Below are 23289 nucleotides of genomic sequence, written 5' to 3'. Positions count from 1 at the left end.
CGCATCGGATCCGTTAGCAAAAGTACATTCCAGGGAGCGGCTCGGATACGGCCCGTGTTCTTGGCAACGCGTCAATTAAAGGGTTTGGCAGCATAGCGGCGGGGCTGGGTCAGGAGCAACCAAGGGGCATGGCCAGGGTTGCACGGGACGGCATCAGGCATCGTCCGAGGATTCGTCCTCCTGCGCTTCAGGTGCCTCTTGCAACGGCACTTGCGCATCGTCCATCAAGGAGCCCGGATCTTCGTTGCCCGGGTCGTTGATCACCTGCGGTTCGACGGAGGGTGGCTGGGTAGTGCCTGGAGTCTCGCGGGGCATGATCGTCTCCTGGGATATCGGGGCTGGCACTGTTGAGTATGGTGAAGCCAGAACCGACGCGCACAAAAAACCCGGCACAGGGCCGGGTTTCTTTGCAAACAACAACGATCAATGACGCTTCTTGTGGCCCATGCTGCTGCCCAGGGCTCCGCCCGCCGCGCCGCCGATACCGGCCCCCACGGTGGAACCGGTGCTGCCGCCCAGACGGTTGCCGATCAGCGACCCACCTGCCGAACCCAGGCCGCCGCCAATCGCCGCTTTGGCCCGGCTGCCCTTGCGCGCACCCGCTGCACTGCCGGCCGCCCCGGCCACACCGGCACCAATGGCTGCCCCGGTGCTGCCACCGAGCTGCTGGCCGACCACGTTGCCCAGCGCACCGCCGAGGCCGCCACCGATGGCTGCGGTGCCATCACCGGCCATGGCGCCTTGAGCCAGCAGAAGTCCCACAACCAGGGCAGGTAAAGTTGAACGCATGACTTGAACCTCAAAAAAAGACTGTGGAACCGACTTGTAAGACCAGCGCCGCGCCGCCCGAGATGCGGCGTCACGGCAACACCGGGTTGCTCTCCGGTGGCTTGGACAGCTGATTTTAAAAGAGTTTTATCACCGCGCAAAAAAAAGCCCGCTGGGGAACGGGCTAGGGGTATTGCGTTTAACGGATGGTTTGAGCGTACTCAGGCAGATGTGAAGATTCTGTGAAAAGACCCTACCGCTGGGAGCAACAGCGGCAGATCCTTCAACTCACAGATCCCGAGGCAACTTCAGCTCACCTGACTGAAGATGTTCAGGCCAGATCGGCAGCCCGCAGCCCCTTGGAAGACTGCCGCCGCACGATCCGGCCTCCACCCAGGACGCTCATGCGCAGCACGAATCAACGAATGCTGCGGATGTTGCCTTTATTGCCTTTGACCGTGACCGAGACTTTCTTGAAGACAAAGTAGTTTTCTTCGTTCACTTCATAACGCGGGGCAACGATCAGGTCGGCGCCCGACGACTTGACGGCCTTGTAGGCCGCAGCGGACTTGACCGAGCTGACCGGGTCCAGGCCCAGGCCACCCAATGCACCGCCACCATCACCGCCGTAAGCCACACCGTCAGCGAACTGGCTATCGCCGCCAAACTGCAGGAAGCCAAACAGGATGTTCACCGACGATTGACCCGAGATCGCCTCGCCCACTGCCACGTCCGCCTTCAGGTCAGCCTTGACCTGACTGTCGATAGGCGCCGATGGCTGGCTGATGTTGTAGCTGGTGCAACCGGTGGCAGCGGCTACAAGCGTGGACAGGGCGAGGAGTTTGAAAATAGCTTTCACGTTTATTTCCTTATCGCTTTTCATATAGAGGCATCATCGCTGGATGCACAGCCCCGCTTTAATCGGGATAAGGAACATATCGTCAGTTATAGCCAATTGAGATAAGAAGATTCCCAAATCACAACAGAACCTTCTTTACTGAACTCTTCGCACTGGCGATAAACAATTAATACGGCTACTCAAAATCAATCAAAAATTTAATACACAAACTGGCTCACCCCTGCCGCATGCTCCTGACCCGCAACACCACTGAACCCCACCTAACAATGGCACTTGCCCACGGCACCACAGCCCCCGGAAAACGCCGCCTGACCCCGGGAAACAGCTTATCCGCCCTGCCCTGGGCAACCTCGCGCCCTGAACACACTTGCCGTCCCCTCCATTGAAACGCCGGGCCTTCCAACATCTGTCATCGATAACCTGCGGACAATAAAAAACCCCGCATCTGGCGGGGCTCTTATAACTGAACTTTACTTTCTCTTCGGCAATGCCTTGGGGAAAAACATCGTATTACTGGCTACCGGCAGCGGTGCAGTTTTTTTCCTGTTACTCACGCTGACCCGGGATTGATCTTCCACTTCAAATGCGGCCTGACCGCAACGCACCAAGTTGTTGATTGGGAACTCATCCCCGTTGTCTTCGATATAGGCAAGACTCCTCATCTCCCAGCTCCCTCCAACAACCGATCAGTACCGGCAAGCTCCTGATTGCCTGGAAAATACTGATCGCCACGGCAGATCAGACTAGACAGTCATTTACCGACCTGCCGTTCAAAATCGCCAGACACCGACGAGCGGCCAAGGCACCAGGAGGAAAGCTGATCCAGGACAATCTTTCGCGCACAACCGGAGCGGCGGCAGAACCTGTCGACAAGACCCACAACAATCATCAACGGCCACAGGGCCTGATCAAGCCTGCACGCACCAGCCACAACAGGCACCGAGCCTAGGGTCAGAATGCAAAAAACCCCTGGCTTCTCGCGGAAACCAGGGGTTTTCTGTACATCGAATTTGGCGGTGAAGGAGAGATTCGAAACTACCCGCAAAGCTACTTTCATTATGCAAGTACACGGATTACAAGGGCTGCAGCTCGATTGCTTTCGTAAAAATCGAGGTTCGCCAGTCCCATGGCAGTCCCATGGGTTTGTCAGCCAGGATGCTGCGAGGGGCCAAAAATGCCATTTTCCCCGATTTATGTTGAGCCCTGGGAAAAAGGTAATTTTGGTAATGCGCTGTCAGAAACTCAAGAAAATTCAATAAAATCAGGTACTTATAGAATACCTCAAGAGGTAATAAAGAGGTAAGTAATTGGTTAGAAAATTACCTTCAGCCTGAGTAATGCCTGACAGCCCCAAACCCCAGCAAAATAAGGGCTTGAACAAAATATTACCTTTCTTATTACCTAAAATTACCCTCCAAGGTAATGTCTGAAAGCCACGTTCCATAAGGGCTCCAGCCCGTTTTGACCCATCGATTACCAAAATTACCTTTTTCCCAGCCCTCATCTGAAAAACGGTCCTGAATCATCAGTCCAGGTACTTTTTCACGTCTTCTATATAGGCCCTGCAAAGCACCACGCTCATGGCGGTGCTGTGCAATGCTGCAGAACATCAGATAGCCCCGCCGGCTGGGCCTCACAGCTGTTTTGATAACACGCTGGCCGGTGACTTATGCGCCCCTGGAGCGAACGACACCAAAAACGAAAACCCAACCTTCCGCGGCTTTTCGCAACTGACGTCCTTGTAAACTGGGCGTCTCCCCTCCCCGCCCAACTCGCCAGCCCCGCATACAACTGTGCAAGGCCGCTACACGTCTTCACAAAACCTTGCACACCGTGCAATCACCAAACACCCGACAGACCCCGCAGCGGGCCTGAGCGGGGGCATGGTTTGCACCACCACCTGGCTTTGCACAAAGAAGTGACGCAGAGCCCGTCGGCGGGAGGGGGATAAGTGCTTTTTTTCAAGTTTTTTCTTCAATGATCGTTGTTCGCACGCTGATTGAGATCATTGGAGTCAACAATCCAGCGCCTCGTGTGATACCACGCTCCGCAACTTTCCCGTGATTGATCAACACAGCCCTAACGTATCGCCTTGACGAGCTTCCTTTTAGGTAAGCTCGGGAACATGAGCCTAAGCATGGCCCTGATGGCTCCGTGTGAAAGGAGTTGAACTGTGAGCCATGGCACTGCTCAGCTAAAAACCCGGCTACTCTTCCACCTGACAAAAACTGCACTTCGATTAATAACCGAGTAAATAGCATGGGACCAGCTTTGGTGGAGGCACTTCTTAGCAAATTTCCAGACCATGAGGACGACGAATTCTCAAAGTTCATAGAAAACAATAACCACAATGGAAAGTGGTTAATTTCCTCGGACTTTTGTATCAATGCTCCCAACCATCCAAACAGAACTTGGGCGATTAGCATAATCCCAATGGATGACGATCCAGAAAAAATATCTGATCGTATAAGTCTCGCAATCCCCAAAGATTTGAAGCACGTAAAAAATATAAGTCAGCAAGCCATAGATCTATTCAAAAACACTCAAATGTTTCACTTCGCCTTCATACTGAAAGGGCATCAAAATATCATTCCTTATGCTACCGGAATTAAAGACCCCGAGGCGACCAAGAATTATATATCCTTATTAATTAGCAGCCTAAATAATTCAGATTGCCCGCGGGAAAGATTAAAGCCATTTAAACTCTTACTCGAAACATCAAGAGCAAAAGGATTCAACCACAAATTATTTGCCGACATGATAGCCACTGCCAGCTTACTAAGCTTTATCTCAGTCAAACTAATAAGAAGAGGCGCTCACCTGATTGGGCTTTTCCCAGACAGAGACAAAATGACTTCATGGTGTGATGGCGTATATTCAGATTTTGTACAACTGTATATAGCTGGCGTGCTCGAAAAACACAAAGAACAAACAAGCTGCTATGAAATAAAAAAAGCAGTCCCAGCGGCCACTCAAAACAATGGCACTTGGTATGATGACTTTGTCAGACTCCCAGACTACCTTGCGGGAGTCATTGCAAAATGGGATATCGACAGCAATATAATTGACAGCGAAAAACAAAAGTCATTTTTTATAAATAACATTGTTGACGCAAAAAACATAGCAACTATACGGATTACTTTCGATCGCGAGCTACTAATAGAAAAAATTATTGCGAAGCGCCGCTAACAAGATGGTTTTACGGCCCCATATCGAAGGATTGAAATAGTGACCACTATAAGCCCGAGCGAATTTAATAAAATCCCATACTTAGACACCGAGAACGTATGCGGCCGCATTTTTACCTGTCTTACGTTCTATGACGATGGCGAGTGGCGGTTATGGGTAGCAGCAGGAGAAAAATTACTAGAAATGAACGCCTGGCCTTGCGAAGCGTTTTACTTCTCAAAAGAACCGGCAGCTCCCGGAGACTTTTTTTCGCACTTTCTAAACTTTATGGTGCAGCGCGCCAGCTTTCCACAAATGATAAAACCTCTAAACGGCCTTCAAGACGACTTTTATAATTTGTCGGCCATATTTGGAAAGCTAGAAATTTTTCGAAAAATGAGTTTATCCACAAGAGATGGTTTGTCTCGCATTATCGTAACGGAGGTAGAATATCTATTCTCCGTTTGCAGAAGTATTTTTGATCTGCTTTACGAAATTCATAAGAAGATATGGAATAACATTTTAATAAACGGAGAGAAAAACAAGAAAAATCTTCCAACAAAACTATCCAAGCTAATGCTAAATGACACCAAACCTTCTAACGCAAAAATCATGATGGAAAAATACAACTTGCCTTTAGCTTGGGCACAGTTTTATGAAAGCCACTTAGAGTTCTTTCTATCCCTGAGATATTATCGAGACAATATTGTTCACCATGGCTCGCAGTTAAGTTCGATTTTCATAGGCGACGGCGAGCTATCCGTTTCCCAAAACAGCAGACCTTTTAATGAAATTAATATCTGGCACGATCACGAAGTAAAAGAAAACAACATAGTCCCGCTAGTTCCAGCGCTTGCATTTATCGTGCATCAAACACTAGCTGCCTGCGAGAACTTCACTGTAATGCTCGAATCCACTATAGAGTTCCCTCCTCCACTAGTACCTGACATGTTTTTATATGTTCGAGGAAATCATACCGAGCTATTTTTTGAAACCATATTAGACATCACAACTCGCCTTCGAGCACGGCAAGAAAATCTAGAAGGAAATCCACAGATTTAATATGTTACTGACTTCAACTTATTTGCGAGAGACAATACTTTTGAAGCATTAGCCGTAAATTGACCAGCATTCCCAGGAACAGGAGAGGTTCCATGCACGTGTGTGGCTAATTGCAAGTTCATTTTTTCCACAACATCCAGAAGTTCACAAAGTACCTGTAGGACGTTGACCGACTCCGACCCGAGCCAGGTCTTGGGCGCCTGCAGGCGCTGACTGATCCCGGCAACGCTCTTGCGTAGGCCGTGGATCTGCTCCTGCAGGTCGCCGCCCACTGTGGCGTTGAGCTTCTGCCCCACCACCAGGTTCAAGTCGCGGCCGGTGGCCTGGTGCAGGTCATCCACAGCCGCCAGGCTGGCGGAGCCGCCTGAAAGCAGCTTGAGCGCGCCCATGGCCTCGATCTTCTTAACCCCTCCCACTGACTCGGTCGAATGGTCGTCCACCGTCCTGGTGTGATTCTGGAAGCGCTCGGCGTTGTCCAGGGCTTCCACCTCGCGCTCGATCGCCTTGTCCTGGATCTTTCCATCGGTCTGGCGCAGCCAGTTGCCGTCGGCATCGACCCGCTGCTGGCAGGCCTCGCTGTGTTGCCACACCTGATCACCTCTCGGCACCCGGGGTAGGCTCAGGCCGTGCGGCAGGATCTGCTGGATGAATGGCTTGTGCGGCAGCCCGTAGGCGAAGCACACCACCACCGTGGTGTTTTCCTCGGGGAAGCCAAACATGCCGGCCTCTTGGCCGCCCATGGGCGCCGGCAGCGGCAGGCCCGCCAGGATCGGCAGATCCGGGTCGGGCTCGCCATCCGGCAGCAGTACCTGGACGTCCACGCCGTAGCGCGGCCGGAAGTCGTCGCACAGCCCGGGCGCCGCCGGCGCATCTGGCACCGCGACCACACGGCCGAAGCGTGGCAGGTGATAACCACCGGTGAGTTCGGGGAATTGCCGCTCTACGCTGCGGCGGATTGCGTCTTCCATTTGATGGCCATCTGATTGCCGGCGAGCGTCACGCTGGTGACCCGCTCGCCCTGGTTGAAGGTGGCGCCCGGGCGCAGTCCTGGAAGAACCGCGATCATGGCGCTCTGATTGCCCTGGTAGCCGTCGAACAGCTCGACGGGCAGCTGCATCGGTGCACGGGTGCCGAAGAAGCTATCCGCCCAACTGCCCACGAACACCTCGCCGTCGCCCTGCTGCTGCCAGATAAAGTCGGGGATGCTGAACACCTGGGCCAGGCTGTCCATGGCCAGGTATCCGCTGGCCAGGCTGTAGAAGAACGGGGCCTTGGTCTGGGCATAGGACTTTTCCGGCACCCGGAAGCGCAGCCCGGTCTGGCTGCTGATCGCCGCCAGGACGCCCCGCAGATCGACGTGGCGCAGGTTCAGCGGCAGCGGGTTGGCCAGGATCGCCGCCAGTTCGCGGCAGACCAGGATCTGCTGCACGCCGTTGACCGCGGTCGATCGCTCCACGTAGCCGATGAAATGACGCTGCAGTGTGCGCTCGTTGTAACCGATATCGAACGTCACCAGACCTTTGACCGGCGCCCCGGCCTGGACAGTGAAGGTGGCACGGCCCGGGCTCTTGGCGTCCAGCCGTACCTCGTCCTTGACCAGGTCGTAAGGCTTGCCGCCGATGGTCAGCACCTTGTGCAGTTTCACGACTTGCCCCCCAGGTAGTCGTCCACCCGTTTCAGAACCGATTCAAAGCCTGTCAGCTCCTGGCCAGCCTCGCCGCCGCCTTCGCCTCCCACGCCTAGCCCAGGCGCCGATTGCGCGCTGACGCCACTGCCTGCGCGGCGCTTCTCGACTTTCTCCGGGTTCGACAGTTTTTCGGACAGCGTGAACTGCACCAGCCAGGCGGCCAGCGAATCATCCTCGCGGGCGCTCACGCCTTCGGAGAACTGCACCTCGCGGATGCCGAAAGCAGCGGCCGTGTCGTTGACGATCCGGTACAGCTTGAGCCGCCCGCCGCCGGTGGTGGCCTCGGCCAGGCGCATCAGGTCGCGCAACTGGCCCTGGTTGACGTAGGGGATCATCAGGGCAACCGTCAGGGTCTTGGGCTTGAAGCCCTTGTGGGCGGTGTCGGTGTTACTGGTCTGCCCTGACAGGTCGTCGCTTTCGATCCGCAGGTTTGCGGTGATCTTCATACGCTTGCCCAGCACCTGCTGGCCATCGAGTAGCAGCGTCATAGGCCCACCAGTTCACGAACGAAGCTCAGGCCCTCCAGCGAGCCCACCAGCAGCACCCCGGCACATAGCACCCACTCATGCCCCGGTGCCTCGCCTTCCAGCAAGGCCCGCCGCAGGTCGCCCGGGCCACCCGGACCAAGCAACCGGACGCGCATGCTGTGATCGGCATTGCCACCGGCCAGCAAGGCTTTCAGGTCGTCCAGCTGCTGATCGCGGCCTTTCTGCTGGGCGGCCTTGCGCTTGGCCAGGGCCGCCAAGTCCCCCATGGGCGAGCTGTCGGCCGCGTAGCCCTCCAGGACGGCGATCTGGCCCGCCATGGATTGCTTGGCCGCCTTGATCAGGGTGCAACGCTCCAGGGGCAGATCCGCCCAGCGCGGCAGGGTGCCGGCCGTGGGCATCACCCACTTTTCCATCTCCAGCTTGGCCAGGTGATCGGCGCGGCGCTCAGCGCGCACCAGGTCAGGGATCGGCAGCAGTGCGTTGAAGCGTGCCAGGGTCTTGGCCAACTGCTCGTAGCGCGTGCCCAGGAACATCACCGACAGCGCGTAGTGCTGGCCGATCGGCAGGCCGCCGTCGGCACTGTCGCCCAGCTTGAGGGCCAGCTGCTGCAGCAGGTTGGGGGCCGAAAGGTAGAGCTGATTCCCCCGCCCAGTGCCCACGCCGCTTTGAAACGGCGTGACGGCCAGGCAGGCCGGCGCTTGTCCCATCTGGCTGGTAAGGGCAGCTCTGCCGGCGGCGATCGCCTGTTCAGCTGCAGCACCAACCGGCCCGGGGTTGGTACTGGTCATGCCATCCAGTCCCGCCAGGCGTTCGGCCGTGCTGGCCAGCTCGCCGCCGGCCAGCGCCTTGGCCGCTGACAGGTCCCCCATCCAGCGGGTGGCCTGCTCTGGCCAGCGCATGGTCACCGGTGCCCAGGTCATGGCTCTGCGCTCTCCCAGGTCACTGCCTCAAGCGCGACCAGGTCACCGCTGGCCAGAGCCTGGTCCAGCCGTTGCTTGAGCACGTTGGCGCGCTGCAGTGGCTGCAGCTTGAACACGGTGAAGTCATCACCCACCTTTCGGATCTGCTCGACGGTGTGTGCCCGAAACTCCTTGGCGCCGGCCTGGTCGCGGCAGGCATAGAGCGTGTCGAGGCCCGCGAGAATGACACCGGTCAGGTTCAGTTGATCATCCAGCTGGCTGCTGTACTTGTGAGGGGCGCCCAGGGCGCTGGACCAAAAGCCCCCGGTAATCGCCGCTTCACAGGCCGCGTTCACCTGCAGGGTGCATTCGGCGTGCCGGCGCTTGAGCAAGACCGGGATATCGTCCACCCATTCGCCGTTGCGCCAGACCTGACCAGGCCCCGGAACGCTCAGCGTGTAGCCAGACGGCAGTTCGCCCACCTGGTGGATCTGCAGTGGCTCACCGGTGGCCGTGCTGTAGGCCGTCAGCCCCTGGAAGGACCGCACCAACTGCCAGCGCTTGCCATTCCAGTGGGGCACCTGGTGTTGACCTGGTGCAGGTGGTTCAACCTCGACGCAGCCACCCGGAATCAGCCAGACGCCCGGTTCCAGGGGCGACTCGTCCGCTGTGACCGGCCCTATGTAGAGGCCGAATTGATCGGTTTGATAAACGGTTTTTGTCTTCATGCAGCACCTCAATACTTGATGCAATACAGCAGCGCGATGTTGCGGGGGCGCGCTTCAGCGCCGCCGGATGCATCGACGGTGATGGCGTGCGAGTGGGCGCCGTCCTGGGGCACAGTGACGCCGTGAGCGTGCGCCCCGGCGCTGTCGATGTTCAGGCCGTGGGTGTGGTCCCCGGCAGCTTGGATACGGTTGTCTGCCGTCCAACCTAACGCCGAGTAGTGCAGGGCCGCACCGACACCGGGCCGGTCCGCTGACGTCGGTGTATTGATGTGGTTAAACAAGTGGCTGTGATTGCCGTTCTGAGTGGTACTACCTGTGTGGGTGTGGGCACCATCTGAGGAAGTCGCAGCGCCTGGGTGGCTGTGCAGACCGCTTACAGCGGCCGACGCGGTATGTACGTGCGAGGCGTTCTGTCCTGCTTGAACAGAGCCCAGGCCACGGTTAGGGTCCAGGCCCCGGGCATCATCCCAACCCCGGACAAACTCACCCCGCAAGTCAGGCAGTCCGAAAGTCGTTACCCCGTCTCCGGCGCCATATCGCGTCCCGATGCGATCGAAGAGCTGGGCAAAGGCTTTGCGTGAAACGGCCGCGCCGTTGCACTTGAGCCAGCCTGCAGGCGCCGCGGGCATCGCAAACGGGGCGACCATGCCGGTCATTGAATCCCCGACTTGTTGTTTCAGGTTGTTCAGCGCGGCGGTCGTCGCCAGGATCTCGCTACTGTTGGTGCTCGGATCGTCGCTTTTGGCGTTGGGCAGGTTGCCCAGTTTCACGTCTTCTTTTGTCGTGGCCCGGGCCCGCAACTTCGCGTAGTCACCTACCCGGGCGGCGAAGTGCTCCACCAGGGGCCCGTCGATTGGTTCCGCATAGCGGGCATCCAACAGCGTGTTATCAAACCAGTTGGCCAGCATTACGCGGAAATGGAGCGCGCCGGCCTCATCGACGTGATCCGTTTTGTCCGGGTTGGTAATGAACTGCCAACTGGCAATCACGTTGCTCAGGTGCCGCTGCATCGACACGTCCAGCCAGAAGCTCGTTGGCTCAGCCGGCACAGGAAAGTCGATCGCCGTAGGCTGCACAATCCGGATGCCCTCAACGTAAGCGGTGCCGGGTTCCAGCCTGAAAACGTTGCCCACGCGCTTTAGGCTCATCGAAGGCCCGAAGTAGCAGGCGCGGCCGAACATCTCCCTGTTTGCCATACGCTGGCGCTCATCGATGCCGGCCAGCCTGACGGTGAAGTCATGCTGCCAGGTGCTGGCATCCACGGTGACCCCCGTCAGGGCCTTGGCCCCGTCGAACATCAGCAGGAAGTTACGGGTGACGTTGTTGCCGATCTGCTGCGGTAGCTGGTTCCGGCGTTTCTGCTGCAGGGGCACATAAGCCACCATCAGCAGCACGCCATCGACGGTTTCCAGGCCAATCCAGTTCCAATCAAAGTCCCCGATATCGCTGCCCAGCATCACGCTGTAGACGACCTGGTTAGGGTTTACATAGCCGGCCTGGGTCACGTTGAAGGCGCCGACGATCTGCGCCACTGGCGGCTTGCCGGCCGCACGATCAACAGGCTTTTCAGGGTCGAGCCCTGGCACGTTGGCCAGGATGAAGCGGGCGGCGTTGAGGATCTGCTTTGCAGCTTGTTTCTGTGCAATCAGGCTTTCGCCCGCCAGGGTGATAGTGGCCCCCATGGGGATCTCCTACAGAGAGGCAACCAGCGTTTGCTGGTCGTCGTTGAAATCAAGCGCAGCGACCTGCAGGGTCACCGGTGTGACACTTTCGAAGTCGTAGCGCCGGCAGGTCCGGCCGTACTGCTGCACCAGGACACGCAATAGATCCGCATTGACTGACAGTTGGGAGTCGGAAAGCCGCAGCAGGACTACGTCCCAATCGCGCCCAGGTTGGCGTTCCTCGATCTCGATGTAGCCGACCCCGAGGCGCTGCAGAATGCGTTTCATGCCGGCGGTACTGCCGGCGTCCACGGCGTTGATGAAGGCGTATTTCACCCGGAGCCGGAAAAGGCTCTCGGGCTCACCGACAAAGCGCGTCACGTCGCGTTGCCAGGCCCACAGCTCCAGGATGCGCAGGTGGCAGGTGTCGGGGTCGAGCTGGTCATAGGGCCACATCAGCCAGCCGCTGACGGTTTCCCACCAGCGCTGGGCAGCGGCCATCAGCTTGGAAAGTTCGGTGCCTGCGAGCCAGAACGGCAGCTTGAGCTTGATCATGTCACCGCCACCTGCAGGCTTTTGATACGGGGAATATCCAGGCCACTGAGCAAGTCAATGCGGGCCGAGAAGCGAAACGACTCGACGTCGAGGAACTGGCGGTGCAGTTCCTCGGTCAGCCGGCTGAAACTGAACCGCGACTGTGGATAAGTCAGGGTCGGTTTGTAGTCGCGGGACGTGCTTTCACGGAAGGCCGCGCGCACGAACAAATCGATCTCTTTCTGCAGCTCCGCTATGCGTTCGGCGCTGGTGTTGGCTCTGGTCACGACCACAAGCGAAAAGCTGTACTCCTTTTCAGGCATGGCCATCGCCACCAGGTCATCGCCATGGCCGTGGTTTCCCTGGTCGCGGATATGAGCGTTGATCTGATCCAGATAGGAGTCCGCTGGCACGCCTGCTTCAAACAGCACGTAGGCATTGGCAGTGCCTGGCCCACGCGGGGCTCCATGCTCGAAATAGACGCCATCCGGCCGCACACCCGGGAACGATGAAATCATTGCGCGATAGACCGCGTCGGTGTGCCACTGATTGACCGCCGAGAACTGGTTACGCACCCGCAGACGCAACTGTTCATCGGGCTCTGGATCCGCACCGGGCGATTCCAGCCAGCTTTCGGCGTTGATCACCTGGACAATGCCGGCAATGGGTTCCGGCAGGATGGCGTAGTAACCCGGGGCCAGGTTGTACCCGCTGCCGGTAGCGTCTGCCTCGATCGGCACGCTCAATTGCAGTTGGCCATCGGCGAAGGCCACGGCCTCGGTGGTGCGCAGCTGGTAGACGTGACCGTTAATCGGTGGCGACTGCACCAGGACACCCGCCGGCAGCTCCAGGGTGCCGGCGGTATTGGCCCGGGTGAACAGGATCTTGCCCTTGGCCCGGGTGGCGCCCTTGCGCTCGACGTTCACGGCCCAGGCCAGCATATCCAGCCACTTGCCGCCGGCGGTCTTCACAAAGAAGTTCGGCAGGACCGACTGGACGACGAAGTCCAGCAGCCACAGCACCGGCTTGGTCACCAGGGCAGTGACCACACGCCAGAACGGCGAATAAGCGCCGGTATTGCTCAGTTTGGCGCCCTGGGCGGCCACTTCCTTCTCCCAGGCCTGGCGCAGGCCGGCCTCGGTGGTTGGAATGCCGGCATCGCTCAGCGCCTGCTTGAAATCCACGTCGCTCACAGGGTCACCTCTACGTCACCGAATTTCAGGGTTTTGGCCGTGACCAGGTACTGCCCAGGCTGCAGCTGGGTGATCTGCGCCGTACCGGGCACCAGGCGTTCGTCGGCCTCCACCAGCAGCTCCAACCGCTGGATGCAGTCGCGTTGCTTCAGACGGTCGCGTTCGGCGACCAGGGTCACCAGCAGGCCGCTGTCGCGGATCATGTGAGCAATGTCCTGGGCGATGCTGGCCCGGTCGGCGATCAGCAGCGGCTGACGGGACGGGTCCAGCACCAGGTCGTTGTCGACGATCCATAGGTCTATGTATTCGCTCATCCGGACACCGCCATGCCCATCATGTTTTCCAGTTCCAACGGGGTCATGGCCTTGCCGGTGTGGATGTTCACGTTCTCCACATGGGTTCCTTTGTTCTGGTTGCTGGTGTTCTGAATGCTGGTCAGCAGGCCGCCAGGCGGCACCGCGTTAGGCCGCGTGGGAGCAATTGAGGGGATGGCCGCGCTGATGGTCTGTTGCGCCTTCTGCGCGGCGCTGGCGACGTCTGCGGCGTTGGTCGCCTGCTCGGCGCCGGGGATCGTCGGCATGTCGCCCAGGCGGGCCTCGATGTTCACGCCGGGGATCTTGTTGATCATCTCGATCAGGCTATTGATGGCCTTGTAGAACACGCCCACGATCGCGTCCCAGGCGCCCTTGGCCATGCCGGACCAGCCGCCCATGGAGTCGAACCAGGCCGACAGCGCCTGTAGCTTCTCCAGGACCCACTTGAAGGCCTCGGTGTTCATCAGGGCGCCGGTCCACTCGTCCCAGTAGTACACGGCGGCGATCACGATCGCGACCAGGGCGGCAATGCCCATCACCACTACGCCGATCGGGTTTGCGGTCAATGCCACGTTGACCAGCCAGATCACGCCCTGCCAGAGCATCATGGCCACGCGGATGATGCCCATGGTGGTATAGAGCACCATCAGGCCCGCCACGTAGACAGCGATCACCGCCGCCTGCAGGAGGAACCCGGCAATGGTACGCAGGTTCAGCAGTTGAACCACTTTCCAGACGGTAATGATGGCCATCCAGGCCATGCGGGACGCCCCGACTACAAACGTCAGCAGCGACATGGCGGCGATGATGGCCAGCACTCCCAAAGTGGCAATGCCCACCACTCGGGTGATGTTCGGGAACAGTTGAGTCCAGCGAGTCAGCGTGCCGGCAATGCCGGTTAGCTTGGCCATGAGCGGGGTTAGGATCGGGATCAACGCCTGGCCGAAAGCGATCCGCAACGCCTCGACCGCAGCCGCAAACTGCTGCCAGGGATCGACCATGGCCTGGGCCATCTTCTCGGCATCCTCAAGCCCGCGGACTTTGCCCAGCTTGTCCAGGCCCTGGCGCAACCGGTCGGTGTCCTTGGCCAGGGCACCGATCACCTGGGCACCTTCACCGCCGAAGGCTTCCAACAGCTTGGTGCCGGCCGAGGCGCTGGTTAAGTCGCCCAGCTTGCCCTGCAGCTTTTCCATGATCTGCAGCATGGGCAGCACCCGGCCCTGCTGGTCGGTGAACTTGAGCCCAAGCTTGTCCGAAGCGGCGCCGATGTTCTCGAAAAACGCCTTGTACCGGCCGCCGGCATCGCCGCCTTCCATGGTGCTGCTCAGCGAACCGATCACCGCGAACTGCTCGGCAATGTCCACACCGCCGGCGGTGGCGATCGCTCCCACCTCCTTGAATGCATCCTTGAGCTGGGCGCCATCAGTGCGGAACAGCTGCACCGCCAGGGCGGTCTGGCCGCCCAGCTTCTCGACCCACTCCGCCTTGCCCATTGCGTCGGCCTGGCCCTTGAACAGGTTGTACATGGTGCCCACGTAGGCGCCCATGGTGTCGGCGTCCGACTTGGTGGCCTTGGCCAACATGTTGCTGGTGTTGGTAAAGGTCGCCAGTTGGCTGCCCGTCAGGCCCTTAATGGCACCCTCAATGCTGTACGCCGAGGCGACAAAGTCCCGGGCGTTCTCGCCGTAGGCCACGGAGAACTCCAGGGCCTTTTGGTTGAGTGAGGTCAGCGCGTCTTCAGCTACGCCGAGGGAACGAACCTCGCCCAGGGAGCGGTTCATCTCCAGGGCGGGCTGCAGCGACTGGTTGATCCCAATGAAGGCGCCAGTGATCCCGCCCAGGCCCATGGCCATGGTCTTGTTGTTCTTCTCGGTTTGCTCGGCAAGGTCCGAAAAGCCCATTTTCACCTTGCCCAGGGGCGCGGTGATCTTGTCGGTCAGGGCCAGGATGAAGTCCAGGCGGGCGGCGCGGTCAGCCATGCTCAGTTATCCGTTCAACGCATGGGCAATGCCGTTGGCCACGGCAATCTCCATGCGTCTCCAGTGCTCGTTCTCAAGCCACTGCGCCGTCCCCATGTTCTCGATCGAAGGTTCAGCGCCAGGCAGCCAGCGGTTGGTGAGGGCCATCATCTGGCCCAGGCCGTCCTCGGTCAGGCGGTCAGCGTGTTCGAGGGCTTTTTTACGAGGATCTCAACGTCCGGTGCGTACTCCTCCAGCAGCGCGCCGGCGATCTGCATGGTCAACACCGGGTTGGCCAGCAGCTCGCGCAGCCCTGCCCGCTGCTCCTGGTTGACGGTGGTGCTCAGCAGGTTGAACGACGGCGCCACCTTGTTGGTTGCGGTCAAGGCGTTGAAGTACTTGGTCACGTCCTGGGGCGACAGGCTGAAGCTGAATTCCTTGTCGCCGACTTCCAGGGTGATCTCGCGGCTATTGGTGCTCATGGGGTGCGTATCCTTTGGCTCAGGGTTGAAAAGTGGGTGTCCAGTTGGGCGCGCAGGCTGCTTTCCAGCTTGTCCATGGCGCGCTCGATGTCGTTGTGTTGCGGGTAGTTCTTGGCGATCTCCACGCGCAGCTCCAGGTGCTCGCGTCGAGCCTCACTGACCTGGCGAAACAGGAAGGCCTGGAAGCCGATCACGGCGGTCAACAGCAGTTCAGGCAGCAAGGCCATCAGTCTCTCCAGCATTTCCATGTCAGGCGCTCCAGGTGCCACGGCCGCCGATCCGGACGGCCTGGTACATCAGCCAGGCCAAGGCGGTGTTCATGCCCTCCTCGCGTAGGGCGTCGTAGAAGATCCGGTCGGCCTCGGCCTTGGTGAATCGGTGGGTTTCGTGGGTGTAGATCCGGTCATGCACCACTGATGGCCGCCGCGCCGCCGGCGTCTGCGGGTCCACGATGCGCCGGGCCAGGTGTGGCACGCTGGCCAGGTCCGACAGGTAGCCCACCGGGACGGTGATCAAGCGGCCGTCCCGAGTGCGGTACTGCAGCACCCGGATCACCTCCCAGCGCGTGTGCCCTGGGCGGTGCCTCAGCTCCAGGTCACTTTCAAAGGGCATCGGCAGCACACTCCACGCGGACCCGGTTCGGCGCGGTGTCCTGGGCGATCTGCTCGCGCAGCAGCACCCGTGCCGGCATCGGCGCTTTGCAGTAGGTGGCCACCAGGGTGGAAGCGCTGCGCGCAACCACGGCGTGGGAATCGCTCAGCGCGCACCCGACCAGGACGACGGCGCCGAAAGCGGCACAAATCAGCAGGCGGTTCATGTCAGTAACTCCACAGTGCAGGGCTTGGGAGGCGTCCGCCGATCGGAGCCAGGCCCAGGTGCAAGAAACGGCTGTTGCCCTTCTGGCTCACGCCGATGCGGGTAAAGCCCAGGCCCAGGGCGAGCTGCAGCAGCTTCAGCGCGTCAGGACCGCGCACGGTCACGTCGACGGCCAACCCCATGTTGTGCTCGCCCGGTTCGGCCTTCCTGGCTTCCTCGGGGTGCCGGCGGCAGCGGTAGCCACTGCTCAGGGCCATGGGCTTGGCATACTGGTCGCGCAGCTGCTGCAGGCGATCCATGAACTCGGGCTGCATCTCGCTGCCGTCGCTGTTGCACTTGCCGCACTTGCAGCGCAGCTCCTTGGCCGAGAAGTTCGGCCAGCGGTTGGTGGTCATCGGCGTTGTCCTTGCTCAAAGGTGGATTGGCAGGGGGTGCAGCGGGTCTTGCCGCCCAGGGCTTGGCGCGCCTCGGGAATAGGTCCGTCGCAGTCCTGGCAGTGGGTGCGGCTCGGCCCGGTCGGTTGCACCGTGGCGAGCTGGGCGGCGATCGCTTGCTCCCGCAGACGCAGCTCCAGCGCCTGGGCGCGATCGAACGGGCAGACCATCAGCGCAGGCCCTCGATCTCGGCAGCCGCCAGGTACGGCACGCCGTTGACACGAATGAAGTCCGGACTGGTGACGTCGAACGGCACCTTGTGCCTGGTCTTCTCGCCGCCCTTCTGGTCAACACTGAGCAAGCTGGACACCTTCAACCGGCAGCCGAAGGCCTCGATGCGCAGTTCCTCCTGGCCCGCCTGGGCGAAAAACACCACGTCGAAGGGTTCCAACTGGCGGAAGCTGCCGGCGGTGCGGGCGGCCTCGATCAGCAGATTGAAATTGTTGCTGTCGAACTCGAACTCACCGCTGGCCGCCACATCGCCGTCCACGTAGCCATCGGGCACGCCTCGGGATTGCGCCACGGCAGTGTTGTCGGTGATATCCAGGGTGCAGCTCTCGACGTGCGCCTGGAGATCCCCCAGGGCAATGTCGAAGTTCTTGCCGCCAATGCGGGACATGGGGGGTTACTCCTAATCGTCGTTGGAAAGGTCCAGGGCGATGTTCGCCGTGAGGTCTTTCGGGCAGTTGAGGGGCTTGATCTTCAGGAACAGCTCCACGCTGGTTTTGCTCTTCCAGACCAGGACCACGTCGCCGTCCTTGGGCGATTCGATCTCACCGGGGAACACCTGGCCGGCAAAGGTGGTGGACTTCGCCATGGCGCGCAGGGGCTTCATGAAGGCGCTGACAGCAGCGGCCATGCTCGCCGGCGTTTTGTTCAGGCGCCGATCGGCGACCCGGCGAATCAGCAGCGGCCGGACCTGGCGGGCGGCCTTGTCTGCCAGACGCAGGTACTCGATCACCTGGTAGTCACTCGCCGGCGCGTCCAGCATGTTGCCGTCGCCCCAGTACACGCCCGGGTAATCCGGGTACGTCTGCGGCACCGAGTAACGGGCCTTGTCCAGCTCGGCCAGGATGGCGCTCGGCAGCGGAACGCCCTCTTTGTCCTGGGGCGTCTCGCCCAGGCCCATCAGGGCACCGGTGGCCACGCGCATGGGGCTGTCGGCGATGCTCACCGCCGCGTTGGCCAGACGGCCGGCCAACACGCCCAGGTCATTGCCATGCAACTGCGGAACGACCAGGACACGCGGCGCCAGTAAGTCCTTGGTCAGCGCCTGGCGCTCGCCCAGGTACTCGTTCCAGGTCTGTTGAACGGTGATGCCGGCGGCCGCCGCCAACACAAAAAAACGGCGTCCGTAGGTATTGCTGACCGCCACGGCCGCGTCATGCATGGCCGACAGTTCGGCGCCGGTGCTCACGGGCTTGGTGATAACCACGCCTTCGACTGAGAAGCCTTGCTGCTGGGCCTTTTCCAGGGCGGCGGTCCAGTCGCCGTCTGCAGCAATCGGCGCCGCCACGCAGGCCCAGCGATCGCCGCCGTTCTGGCGTGCGGCGGTGATCTGGGTTTTCAGATCGTTGGGGGGAATGCCCAGCTGGGCGTCCAAGTCGCTGTCGTTGTTCAGGGGGATCAACTGGCCGACGTTCTTAGCGCCGGGGCCGATGATCAGGAAATAGCGTTCAATCTCGGTCACGGCACCCTGGCCGAGGTTGAGGTTATGAACGCTGACTTTGCCGAGTGCCATGCTGTGCCTCGTTAGCGGGGAGAATTGAGGATTTGTTGCAGCACCTGGTTCACCAGCAGGCTGGTGTCCCGTTCGCTGCTGACGCCCAGGAACTGGCGCTTGGGCAGGGTGATCTCCCAGCTCTGGGCGCCGGTGCTTTCGGCTTTTTCGTCGGAAAGAATGCGGATCAGCAGGCCCGCCTGGGCGTACCCGACGTGTTCCTGAATCCAGGCCACGGGCGGCCGGGACAGGCCCTTCTTGCCCGCCTTACGAACCTTGAAGCCCAACCGGCGCAGGCGCTTGGCCTGCTTGTCGGTCGCGGCCAGGCCTTCGGGTACTTTGTTCCAGCGGCGCATCTGCGCAGCGGTTCGGCGTTCCGATACGCCGTTGTGCTGCTGGGCGGCGACCCAACTGGTGAGCCCGTTGCGCCAGCCCAGGCGGGCTTCATCCGGGCTCACCCGGGTCACCTGCAGCAGCTTGCCCAGGCCGGCTTCCATCTTCTTTTTGCCCTTCTCGGGGTTGCGCCGAGGGGCAAATGGGGAGCCGTCAAGGTTCTGCTGTTCGCGGATGCGCTTACGGGACATGGTCCGCACGCGCTTGGAAACGTTGTTCAGCAGCCGGCGGCGCAACTGCGGCGGCAGACTGAGCAAGGCCAATTGTTCGCGCACGCCCAGGTAACCCCGGGCGTCCAGTTCGAAGGTGCTACGCCCTGCCATGGCTGGCCACCTCGCCGTGCTCAGCAATCCACAGATCGAACGGCACAAAGGCCCAGGAAACGCCGAAGGCCTGGATCTCGCCTTCGGGGTCTTCGGCCAGGTACTGCGGTTCGACGAACTCCAGGCTGATCTCGACGTCGGCCAGGTCGTTGTCCAGCATCTCGATGGCGAACGCCGGCGCCGGCAGTTCGTGGCGGTCGCGGTCGGCGTCGTGGTTTTCCAGCCAACTGCCCAGCAACGCCATCAGCCGCCCCGGGTGATCAGCGAAACGCTCCAGGACGATCACGGCGCGATAACGCATGTTCGCCATGTGCAGGCCGTCAACATCAGGTTTCCAGATCAGGTCCAGGCTTACCTGCTCGGTCCAGCTGTCGAGCTGCTCGGGGGCCACCAGTTGGCGGTCGATCAGGTAGGCGGTCAACGCCTTGAGCTTGATCACAGCAGCGCCGCCGTGATGCGGCCACGGCCCTGCAGGGCGCGCACGGCCTGCTGGCTGAAAGCAAGGAAGGTTTCAGCCCGCTCCGGGGCTTCCTTGCCGGTGTTCTCGGCGCTTTCGCGGCGGTTCACCGTGGCGAACTGGGGCAGCGCCTGGGCCTTGGCGCGGTTGTAGACGGCGCGCTTGTAGAGCTTGGCTTTGAAGGCCCGTTCAGGCAGCAGCAGAGGGTCCGCGGTTTCCACGTTAGTGATGCCGACGGCTTGCCAGCGGGCCTTGCACTTGGCCAGGTCGTCATTCACCTCGACCATGGCCATGGTCAGGGTGTCGGTCAGCAGCTCCACCAGGTACTCCGCCGGCAGGCGCTGTTCCTTCTGGAACTCCGACAGCGAAAGGTCCGGCCAGAAGCCGTCGTTCTCGATCGTCAGGTCCACAAAGGTGGTGGGTTTCCCGGAAAAGCTCATCGCTGGCCGCTCAAATAGGGCGGGAAACACCGTTTCAACGGGGCGGGCCATAAATGGCTGACTCGTTTCACGGGTTCCCGCTGGGGGGGTAGTCGTTGGTTACTGGGCGCCGGTGGCGGCCTCTTGCTTGCGCAGGGCCTTGCGGCAGTTCTCGATCCGGGTGTCCACGCCGACCTTGGAATACAGCTGTTGGGCTCGCTCCAGGTGCTGCAGGGCGGTGGCCCATTCCTTGGCCTCCTGGGCGCGGATGCCGATCAACTTGTGGAACTTGGCCGGGATCTGTTCCGTCAGCTGCCATTCGCCATCCACGCGGGGCAGCAGATCGGACAGGTAGGGCTCAGGGCTACGGTTGGCCTTGTACTCGTCGTAGGCCCATTCACAGACCGCGTCCGCGACAAAGGTCTGGATGTCCCGGCGCTTGAAGCGCTCGGGCATCTGCTGGCCCTGGGCGATGGCGATATCTGCCAGCTCCAGGCCGTCCTCGAACTGGGCGGTATCGAACAGCCAGACGATCACCTGGACCAGCACGCGGTTGGCAAAGACCTGGCCGGACTCGATGTAGCGCTGGACGTACTCCTGGTACTTGGGCAGCAGTTCGCGGCGCTTGAGATCCTGGCGGGTGGCCAGGCCCTGAATCGCGCTCAGGCGCTCCAGGTCCTGGTCCAGGGCCGCTTCCATCAGCGCCAGGTGCTTGCGGGCGTTCGCTGGGCTGCTCAGCGCTTCCGCATGGGAGTACGCCACCGGCGCGGTTGCGGCAGTCGCTACTGCAGCATCTCCCAGGGCCAGGATGCGACGCTTGTGCGCCAGAGCCAGGCTCACTTCAGCAGCTCCACGTTCTCGGTCAGCGCGAACTTCTCCAGCTGCTCGATCACATAACCTTCGTTACGGCTGTTGTAGTCCTCAACGCGAGAGCGCTTCGGGTTGTCCACGGTCTGCTTGCGCCAGCTGGAGTCCTGGTAGTAGATCGACAGGTTGTCGAAGCTGGTGACCAGGACCGCGTTTACCGGGAAGAACGGCACGCTGAAAGAAGGCAGGCCGCCATAGGTAGCGATCACCTGGGCATCTTCAATGCGCTCTTTCTCGGTCGGCACGTCGCCCTGTTTGGCGTATAGCTTCGCTTTGTCAGCGGCCAACAGGTCGGTGCCGATGATTGCGACCAGGTCGCCGCCGTCGCGCAGACGCTCGTCCACCATCTGCTTGGTGTCGTGCACCAGGGCGTCGAGGTTGGCGTAGTCACCACCGGCGCCAAGCGTGACTTTTCCAGAGCCCTTGGCGCCCTCCTGGAGTACCTGAGCCGGGATCTGCTCGCGTGCCTGCTGCAGCCAGCCCTTGTTCACGTCCTGGAGCATTGGATACTTGGTGATATCGGTTTGCGGGGCCGCTTGCACGCCGTGAAAGCCGATCATCATCCGGTCCAGGGCGATCTGCTTTTGCACGGCTGCGGAATACTTCTGGTGAAAGTCCGGGAACTTGGCCCAGGCATCGATCTTCGCGTACGGCAGGCCCACGTCCGACTCGGTGGAGTGCAGTTCGTAGGTCGTATCATCCAAGGCGGAGACGTCTTTCGCCTCGCGATCGGTGGTCTTGGTGTTGGTGCGGCCGGTGACGGGGCCAGAGACACCAATGAACACCTTCTGCCCCTTGATCTCGCTCACACCGATAATGTTGATGCGCTCCAGGAAATCGGCTTTCGCGGTGATGGCGTCGTTCAGTTCTTGAGCGATCGACGGTTCCACGCTGAATTGCTTGCTGGGCAGCGCCACGCCGTAGGTTTCAGCGATCGCCAGTTGCAGCTCGGCATACATCTTGGCGCCGTAGGCGCTCAGAGACTGGGCCATGTCAGAGCACCTTCTTCTTGCCAGTGGCTACCGGGCCGGCATTGCGCGGCAACTGGCGACCGTTGGCAGTGTTCTGCAGTGCGGTGAACTGTTTCTGCAGGCTGCTGAGTGCGGCCAGCACTTTTTGGTTGGAGCCGCCTTTGCGACGGAACTCACGTTCTTCTTCAGCGGTGGAGACGATCTGATCGACTGCCGCGCTCACATCGTCGATAGGCTCCTGGTCCGGCTCCGGCGCATCTTCTGCAGCCGGTTCAATCACGGCCTGAATGCCGGCGGCGACAACCAGCAGCTGTTCCAGCAGGGCTTTCAAAGCCGTTGCGGTAGCTTCATCCATTGGGGGTTTGCTCTCGGTTGGGGTTGGGGTGGTTTCGGCGGGGGTGTCGTCGGCGCCAAAGCGCTTGAACAGGCCGGTAAGCAGGCCTATCAGCTTGCCCAGCTCGCCCTTGGGCTCATTGCTGAACGGGCCAAGCTCTTGCGACGCCGCAAAGAACGCGGCCTTGCTGGTGCGCCTTGAAAAATAGAGTTCTTGGGTGCCCAGACTCGCCGGCTCATCCGTTACGGCCAGGCCGGTCAGATAGGCTTTGCCGGTTTGGGCGAAGTTCGGGGTGATCTCGATGCTGGTGAACAGCTTCTGGCCCTGATCGTTCAGATACAGCAGTCGATCGTTGGGCTTGAGCTGGGCCTCAAGAGCAACTTGCCCAGGCTCCAGGTCTTCGCCCTCCTCAACCAGGCGAACGGCGTAGACGGTGCCGTGGGAACCGGTCCAGCGTTCGTGGTCGCACCAGATCACGGCGGTGTAGGTCGACGGCTTGTACGTCTCAGCAATGTCGCGCAGGTCCTGGGGCAGGATCTCGCGGCCATCACAGGTGGGGCCGCTGGTGGCAACACGTTTCCAGAACGAAACAAGGGAACGGGGCATGGGCGTTAACTGCGCTCAATCGGTTGAATTGCCGCCACGATAGGCAGCCGAAAGAGCCTCAACAAACGATTCAATTCCGCGTTATTCCTAGACCCACGTTATAGGTGGATCGCGGAAATTAACCCCGAGTTTGTCGCGTTTTCGCCGC

The 23289-nt window shown here is 60.4% G+C and carries 32 protein-coding genes; 2 read left to right on the top strand and 30 right to left on the bottom strand.

Features of this window, described 5'->3' with window-relative positions; genetic code table 11:
• Positions 1-153 precede the first annotated feature (153 nt).
• From PST29_RS32235 to PST29_RS31670, 5 genes are all read right to left on the bottom strand, one after another.
• Complete coding sequence (locus PST29_RS32235) at positions 154-315, bottom strand: hypothetical protein (RefSeq protein WP_164990755.1); 162 nt, start codon at positions 313-315, stop codon at positions 154-156.
• A gap of 108 nt (positions 316-423) precedes the next feature.
• Positions 424-789 (bottom strand): glycine zipper domain-containing protein, encoded by a 366-nt coding sequence (locus PST29_RS09545; RefSeq protein WP_047302868.1) that lies wholly within the window; start codon positions 787-789, stop codon positions 424-426.
• Positions 790-1186: 397 nt separating this feature from the next.
• Complete coding sequence (locus tag PST29_RS09540) at positions 1187-1627, bottom strand: hypothetical protein (protein WP_060838270.1); 441 nt, start codon at positions 1625-1627, stop codon at positions 1187-1189.
• 470 nt (positions 1628-2097) lie between these two features.
• The gene (locus PST29_RS09535) at positions 2098-2289 is read right to left on the bottom strand and encodes a hypothetical protein (RefSeq protein WP_016964335.1); all 192 of its coding nucleotides are present in this window, start codon (positions 2287-2289) and stop codon (positions 2098-2100) included.
• An 89-nt stretch (positions 2290-2378) separates the two neighbouring features.
• A complete protein-coding gene (locus tag PST29_RS31670) occupies positions 2379-2684 on the bottom strand; it encodes a hypothetical protein (protein WP_148659613.1) in 306 nt (101 codons plus the stop codon).
• A 1202-nt stretch (positions 2685-3886) separates the two neighbouring features.
• On the opposite strand from PST29_RS31670, the gene PST29_RS31665 reads away from it, so the two are divergent.
• Together PST29_RS31665 and PST29_RS31660 are read left to right on the top strand one after the other, a co-directional pair.
• Positions 3887-4816, top strand: coding sequence for a hypothetical protein (locus PST29_RS31665; protein ID WP_148659612.1), 930 nt, complete (start codon positions 3887-3889; stop codon positions 4814-4816).
• Positions 4817-4855: 39 nt separating this feature from the next.
• Positions 4856-5857, top strand: coding sequence for a hypothetical protein (locus PST29_RS31660; protein ID WP_148659611.1), 1002 nt, complete (start codon positions 4856-4858; stop codon positions 5855-5857).
• Here PST29_RS31660 and PST29_RS09525 read toward each other — a convergent pair.
• The 25 genes from PST29_RS09525 to PST29_RS09410 all read right to left on the bottom strand — a co-directional run bounded on the left by PST29_RS09525 (position 5854) and on the right by PST29_RS09410 (position 23141).
• The gene (locus tag PST29_RS09525) at positions 5854-6825 is read right to left on the bottom strand and encodes a hypothetical protein (RefSeq protein ID WP_060842914.1); all 972 of its coding nucleotides are present in this window, start codon (positions 6823-6825) and stop codon (positions 5854-5856) included. The genes PST29_RS31660 and PST29_RS09525 overlap by 4 nt on opposite strands.
• Positions 6798-7502 carry a hypothetical protein gene (locus tag PST29_RS09520; protein ID WP_060842913.1) on the bottom strand — a complete coding sequence of 235 codons (705 nt, stop codon included), beginning with the start codon at positions 7500-7502 and terminating at the stop codon, positions 6798-6800. The genes PST29_RS09525 and PST29_RS09520 overlap by 28 nt, the downstream gene beginning before the upstream one ends.
• Entirely contained in the window at positions 7499-8032 is a 534-nt protein-coding gene (locus PST29_RS09515; RefSeq protein ID WP_060842912.1) for a baseplate complex protein, read from the bottom strand. Before PST29_RS09515 ends, PST29_RS09520 begins: the two co-directional genes overlap by 4 nt.
• Complete coding sequence (locus PST29_RS09510; protein ID WP_060842911.1) at positions 8029-8952, bottom strand: hypothetical protein; 924 nt, start codon at positions 8950-8952, stop codon at positions 8029-8031. The genes PST29_RS09515 and PST29_RS09510 overlap by 4 nt, the downstream gene beginning before the upstream one ends.
• On the bottom strand, positions 8949-9659 hold the full coding sequence (locus PST29_RS09505; RefSeq protein ID WP_060842910.1) for a DUF4376 domain-containing protein: 711 nt from the start codon (positions 9657-9659) through the stop codon (positions 8949-8951). The genes PST29_RS09510 and PST29_RS09505 overlap by 4 nt, the downstream gene beginning before the upstream one ends.
• Positions 9660-9667: 8 nt before the next feature.
• Positions 9668-11341, bottom strand: a complete 1674-nt coding sequence (locus tag PST29_RS09500) for a phage tail-collar fiber domain-containing protein (protein WP_060842909.1) — start codon at positions 11339-11341, stop codon at positions 9668-9670.
• A 9-nt stretch (positions 11342-11350) separates the two neighbouring features.
• The gene (locus tag PST29_RS09495) at positions 11351-11875 is read right to left on the bottom strand and encodes a phage tail protein (RefSeq protein WP_060842908.1); all 525 of its coding nucleotides are present in this window, start codon (positions 11873-11875) and stop codon (positions 11351-11353) included.
• A complete protein-coding gene (locus tag PST29_RS09490) occupies positions 11872-13047 on the bottom strand; it encodes a baseplate J/gp47 family protein (protein WP_060842907.1) in 1176 nt (391 codons plus the stop codon). Before PST29_RS09490 ends, PST29_RS09495 begins: the two co-directional genes overlap by 4 nt.
• Positions 13044-13361, bottom strand: a complete 318-nt coding sequence (locus tag PST29_RS09485; RefSeq protein ID WP_060842906.1) for a DUF2590 family protein — start codon at positions 13359-13361, stop codon at positions 13044-13046. Before PST29_RS09485 ends, PST29_RS09490 begins: the two co-directional genes overlap by 4 nt.
• Complete coding sequence (locus PST29_RS09480; RefSeq protein WP_060842905.1) at positions 13358-15340, bottom strand: phage tail tape measure protein; 1983 nt, start codon at positions 15338-15340, stop codon at positions 13358-13360. The genes PST29_RS09485 and PST29_RS09480 overlap by 4 nt, the downstream gene beginning before the upstream one ends.
• Before the next feature lie 6 nt (positions 15341-15346).
• Positions 15347-15490 carry a DUF6890 family protein gene (locus PST29_RS32105; RefSeq protein WP_159426272.1) on the bottom strand — a complete coding sequence of 48 codons (144 nt, stop codon included), beginning with the start codon at positions 15488-15490 and terminating at the stop codon, positions 15347-15349.
• 20 nt (positions 15491-15510) lie between these two features.
• Positions 15511-15801: a putative phage tail assembly chaperone gene (locus PST29_RS09475; RefSeq protein ID WP_060842904.1), complete on the bottom strand. Its 291-nt coding sequence runs from the start codon at positions 15799-15801 to the stop codon at positions 15511-15513.
• Positions 15798-16028, bottom strand: coding sequence for a hypothetical protein (locus PST29_RS09470; RefSeq protein ID WP_232513214.1), 231 nt, complete (start codon positions 16026-16028; stop codon positions 15798-15800). The genes PST29_RS09475 and PST29_RS09470 overlap by 4 nt, the downstream gene beginning before the upstream one ends.
• A gap of 22 nt (positions 16029-16050) precedes the next feature.
• Entirely contained in the window at positions 16051-16413 is a 363-nt protein-coding gene (locus tag PST29_RS09465; RefSeq protein ID WP_060842902.1) for a DUF1353 domain-containing protein, read from the bottom strand.
• Positions 16403-16618: a hypothetical protein gene (locus tag PST29_RS09460; RefSeq protein ID WP_060842901.1), complete on the bottom strand. Its 216-nt coding sequence runs from the start codon at positions 16616-16618 to the stop codon at positions 16403-16405. Before PST29_RS09460 ends, PST29_RS09465 begins: the two co-directional genes overlap by 11 nt.
• A 1-nt stretch (position 16619) precedes the next feature.
• Complete coding sequence (locus PST29_RS09455; protein WP_060842900.1) at positions 16620-17012, bottom strand: D-Ala-D-Ala carboxypeptidase family metallohydrolase; 393 nt, start codon at positions 17010-17012, stop codon at positions 16620-16622.
• Positions 17009-17221 (bottom strand): TraR/DksA family transcriptional regulator, encoded by a 213-nt coding sequence (locus PST29_RS09450; RefSeq protein WP_060842899.1) that lies wholly within the window; start codon positions 17219-17221, stop codon positions 17009-17011. Before PST29_RS09450 ends, PST29_RS09455 begins: the two co-directional genes overlap by 4 nt.
• Positions 17221-17670, bottom strand: a complete 450-nt coding sequence (locus PST29_RS09445; RefSeq protein WP_060842898.1) for a phage protein — start codon at positions 17668-17670, stop codon at positions 17221-17223. The genes PST29_RS09450 and PST29_RS09445 overlap by 1 nt, the downstream gene beginning before the upstream one ends.
• Positions 17671-17682: 12 nt before the next feature.
• The gene (locus tag PST29_RS09440; RefSeq protein ID WP_060842897.1) at positions 17683-18792 is read right to left on the bottom strand and encodes a DUF2586 domain-containing protein; all 1110 of its coding nucleotides are present in this window, start codon (positions 18790-18792) and stop codon (positions 17683-17685) included.
• 11 nt (positions 18793-18803) lie between these two features.
• Entirely contained in the window at positions 18804-19487 is a 684-nt protein-coding gene (locus PST29_RS09435) for a phage virion morphogenesis protein (RefSeq protein ID WP_060842896.1), read from the bottom strand.
• A complete protein-coding gene (locus tag PST29_RS09430; RefSeq protein ID WP_060842895.1) occupies positions 19474-19926 on the bottom strand; it encodes a phage tail protein in 453 nt (150 codons plus the stop codon). Before PST29_RS09430 ends, PST29_RS09435 begins: the two co-directional genes overlap by 14 nt.
• Positions 19923-20384: a head completion/stabilization protein gene (locus tag PST29_RS09425; protein WP_060842894.1), complete on the bottom strand. Its 462-nt coding sequence runs from the start codon at positions 20382-20384 to the stop codon at positions 19923-19925. The genes PST29_RS09430 and PST29_RS09425 overlap by 4 nt, the downstream gene beginning before the upstream one ends.
• Positions 20385-20483: 99 nt before the next feature.
• Positions 20484-21203, bottom strand: a complete 720-nt coding sequence (gene gpM, locus PST29_RS09420; protein WP_060842893.1) for a phage terminase small subunit — start codon at positions 21201-21203, stop codon at positions 20484-20486.
• Entirely contained in the window at positions 21200-22222 is a 1023-nt protein-coding gene (locus tag PST29_RS09415) for a phage major capsid protein, P2 family (RefSeq protein ID WP_060842892.1), read from the bottom strand. The genes gpM and PST29_RS09415 overlap by 4 nt, the downstream gene beginning before the upstream one ends.
• A 1-nt stretch (position 22223) precedes the next feature.
• Positions 22224-23141, bottom strand: coding sequence for a GPO family capsid scaffolding protein (locus PST29_RS09410; protein WP_060842891.1), 918 nt, complete (start codon positions 23139-23141; stop codon positions 22224-22226).
• Between the last annotated feature and the right edge of the window lie 148 nt (positions 23142-23289).

The organism is Pseudomonas sp. St29 (genome assembly GCF_001547915.1).
Lineage (GTDB): Bacteria > Pseudomonadota > Gammaproteobacteria > Pseudomonadales > Pseudomonadaceae > Aquipseudomonas.
Note: the sequence above shows the minus strand (reverse complement) of the source record. Positions and strands in the feature narration are given on the sequence as shown.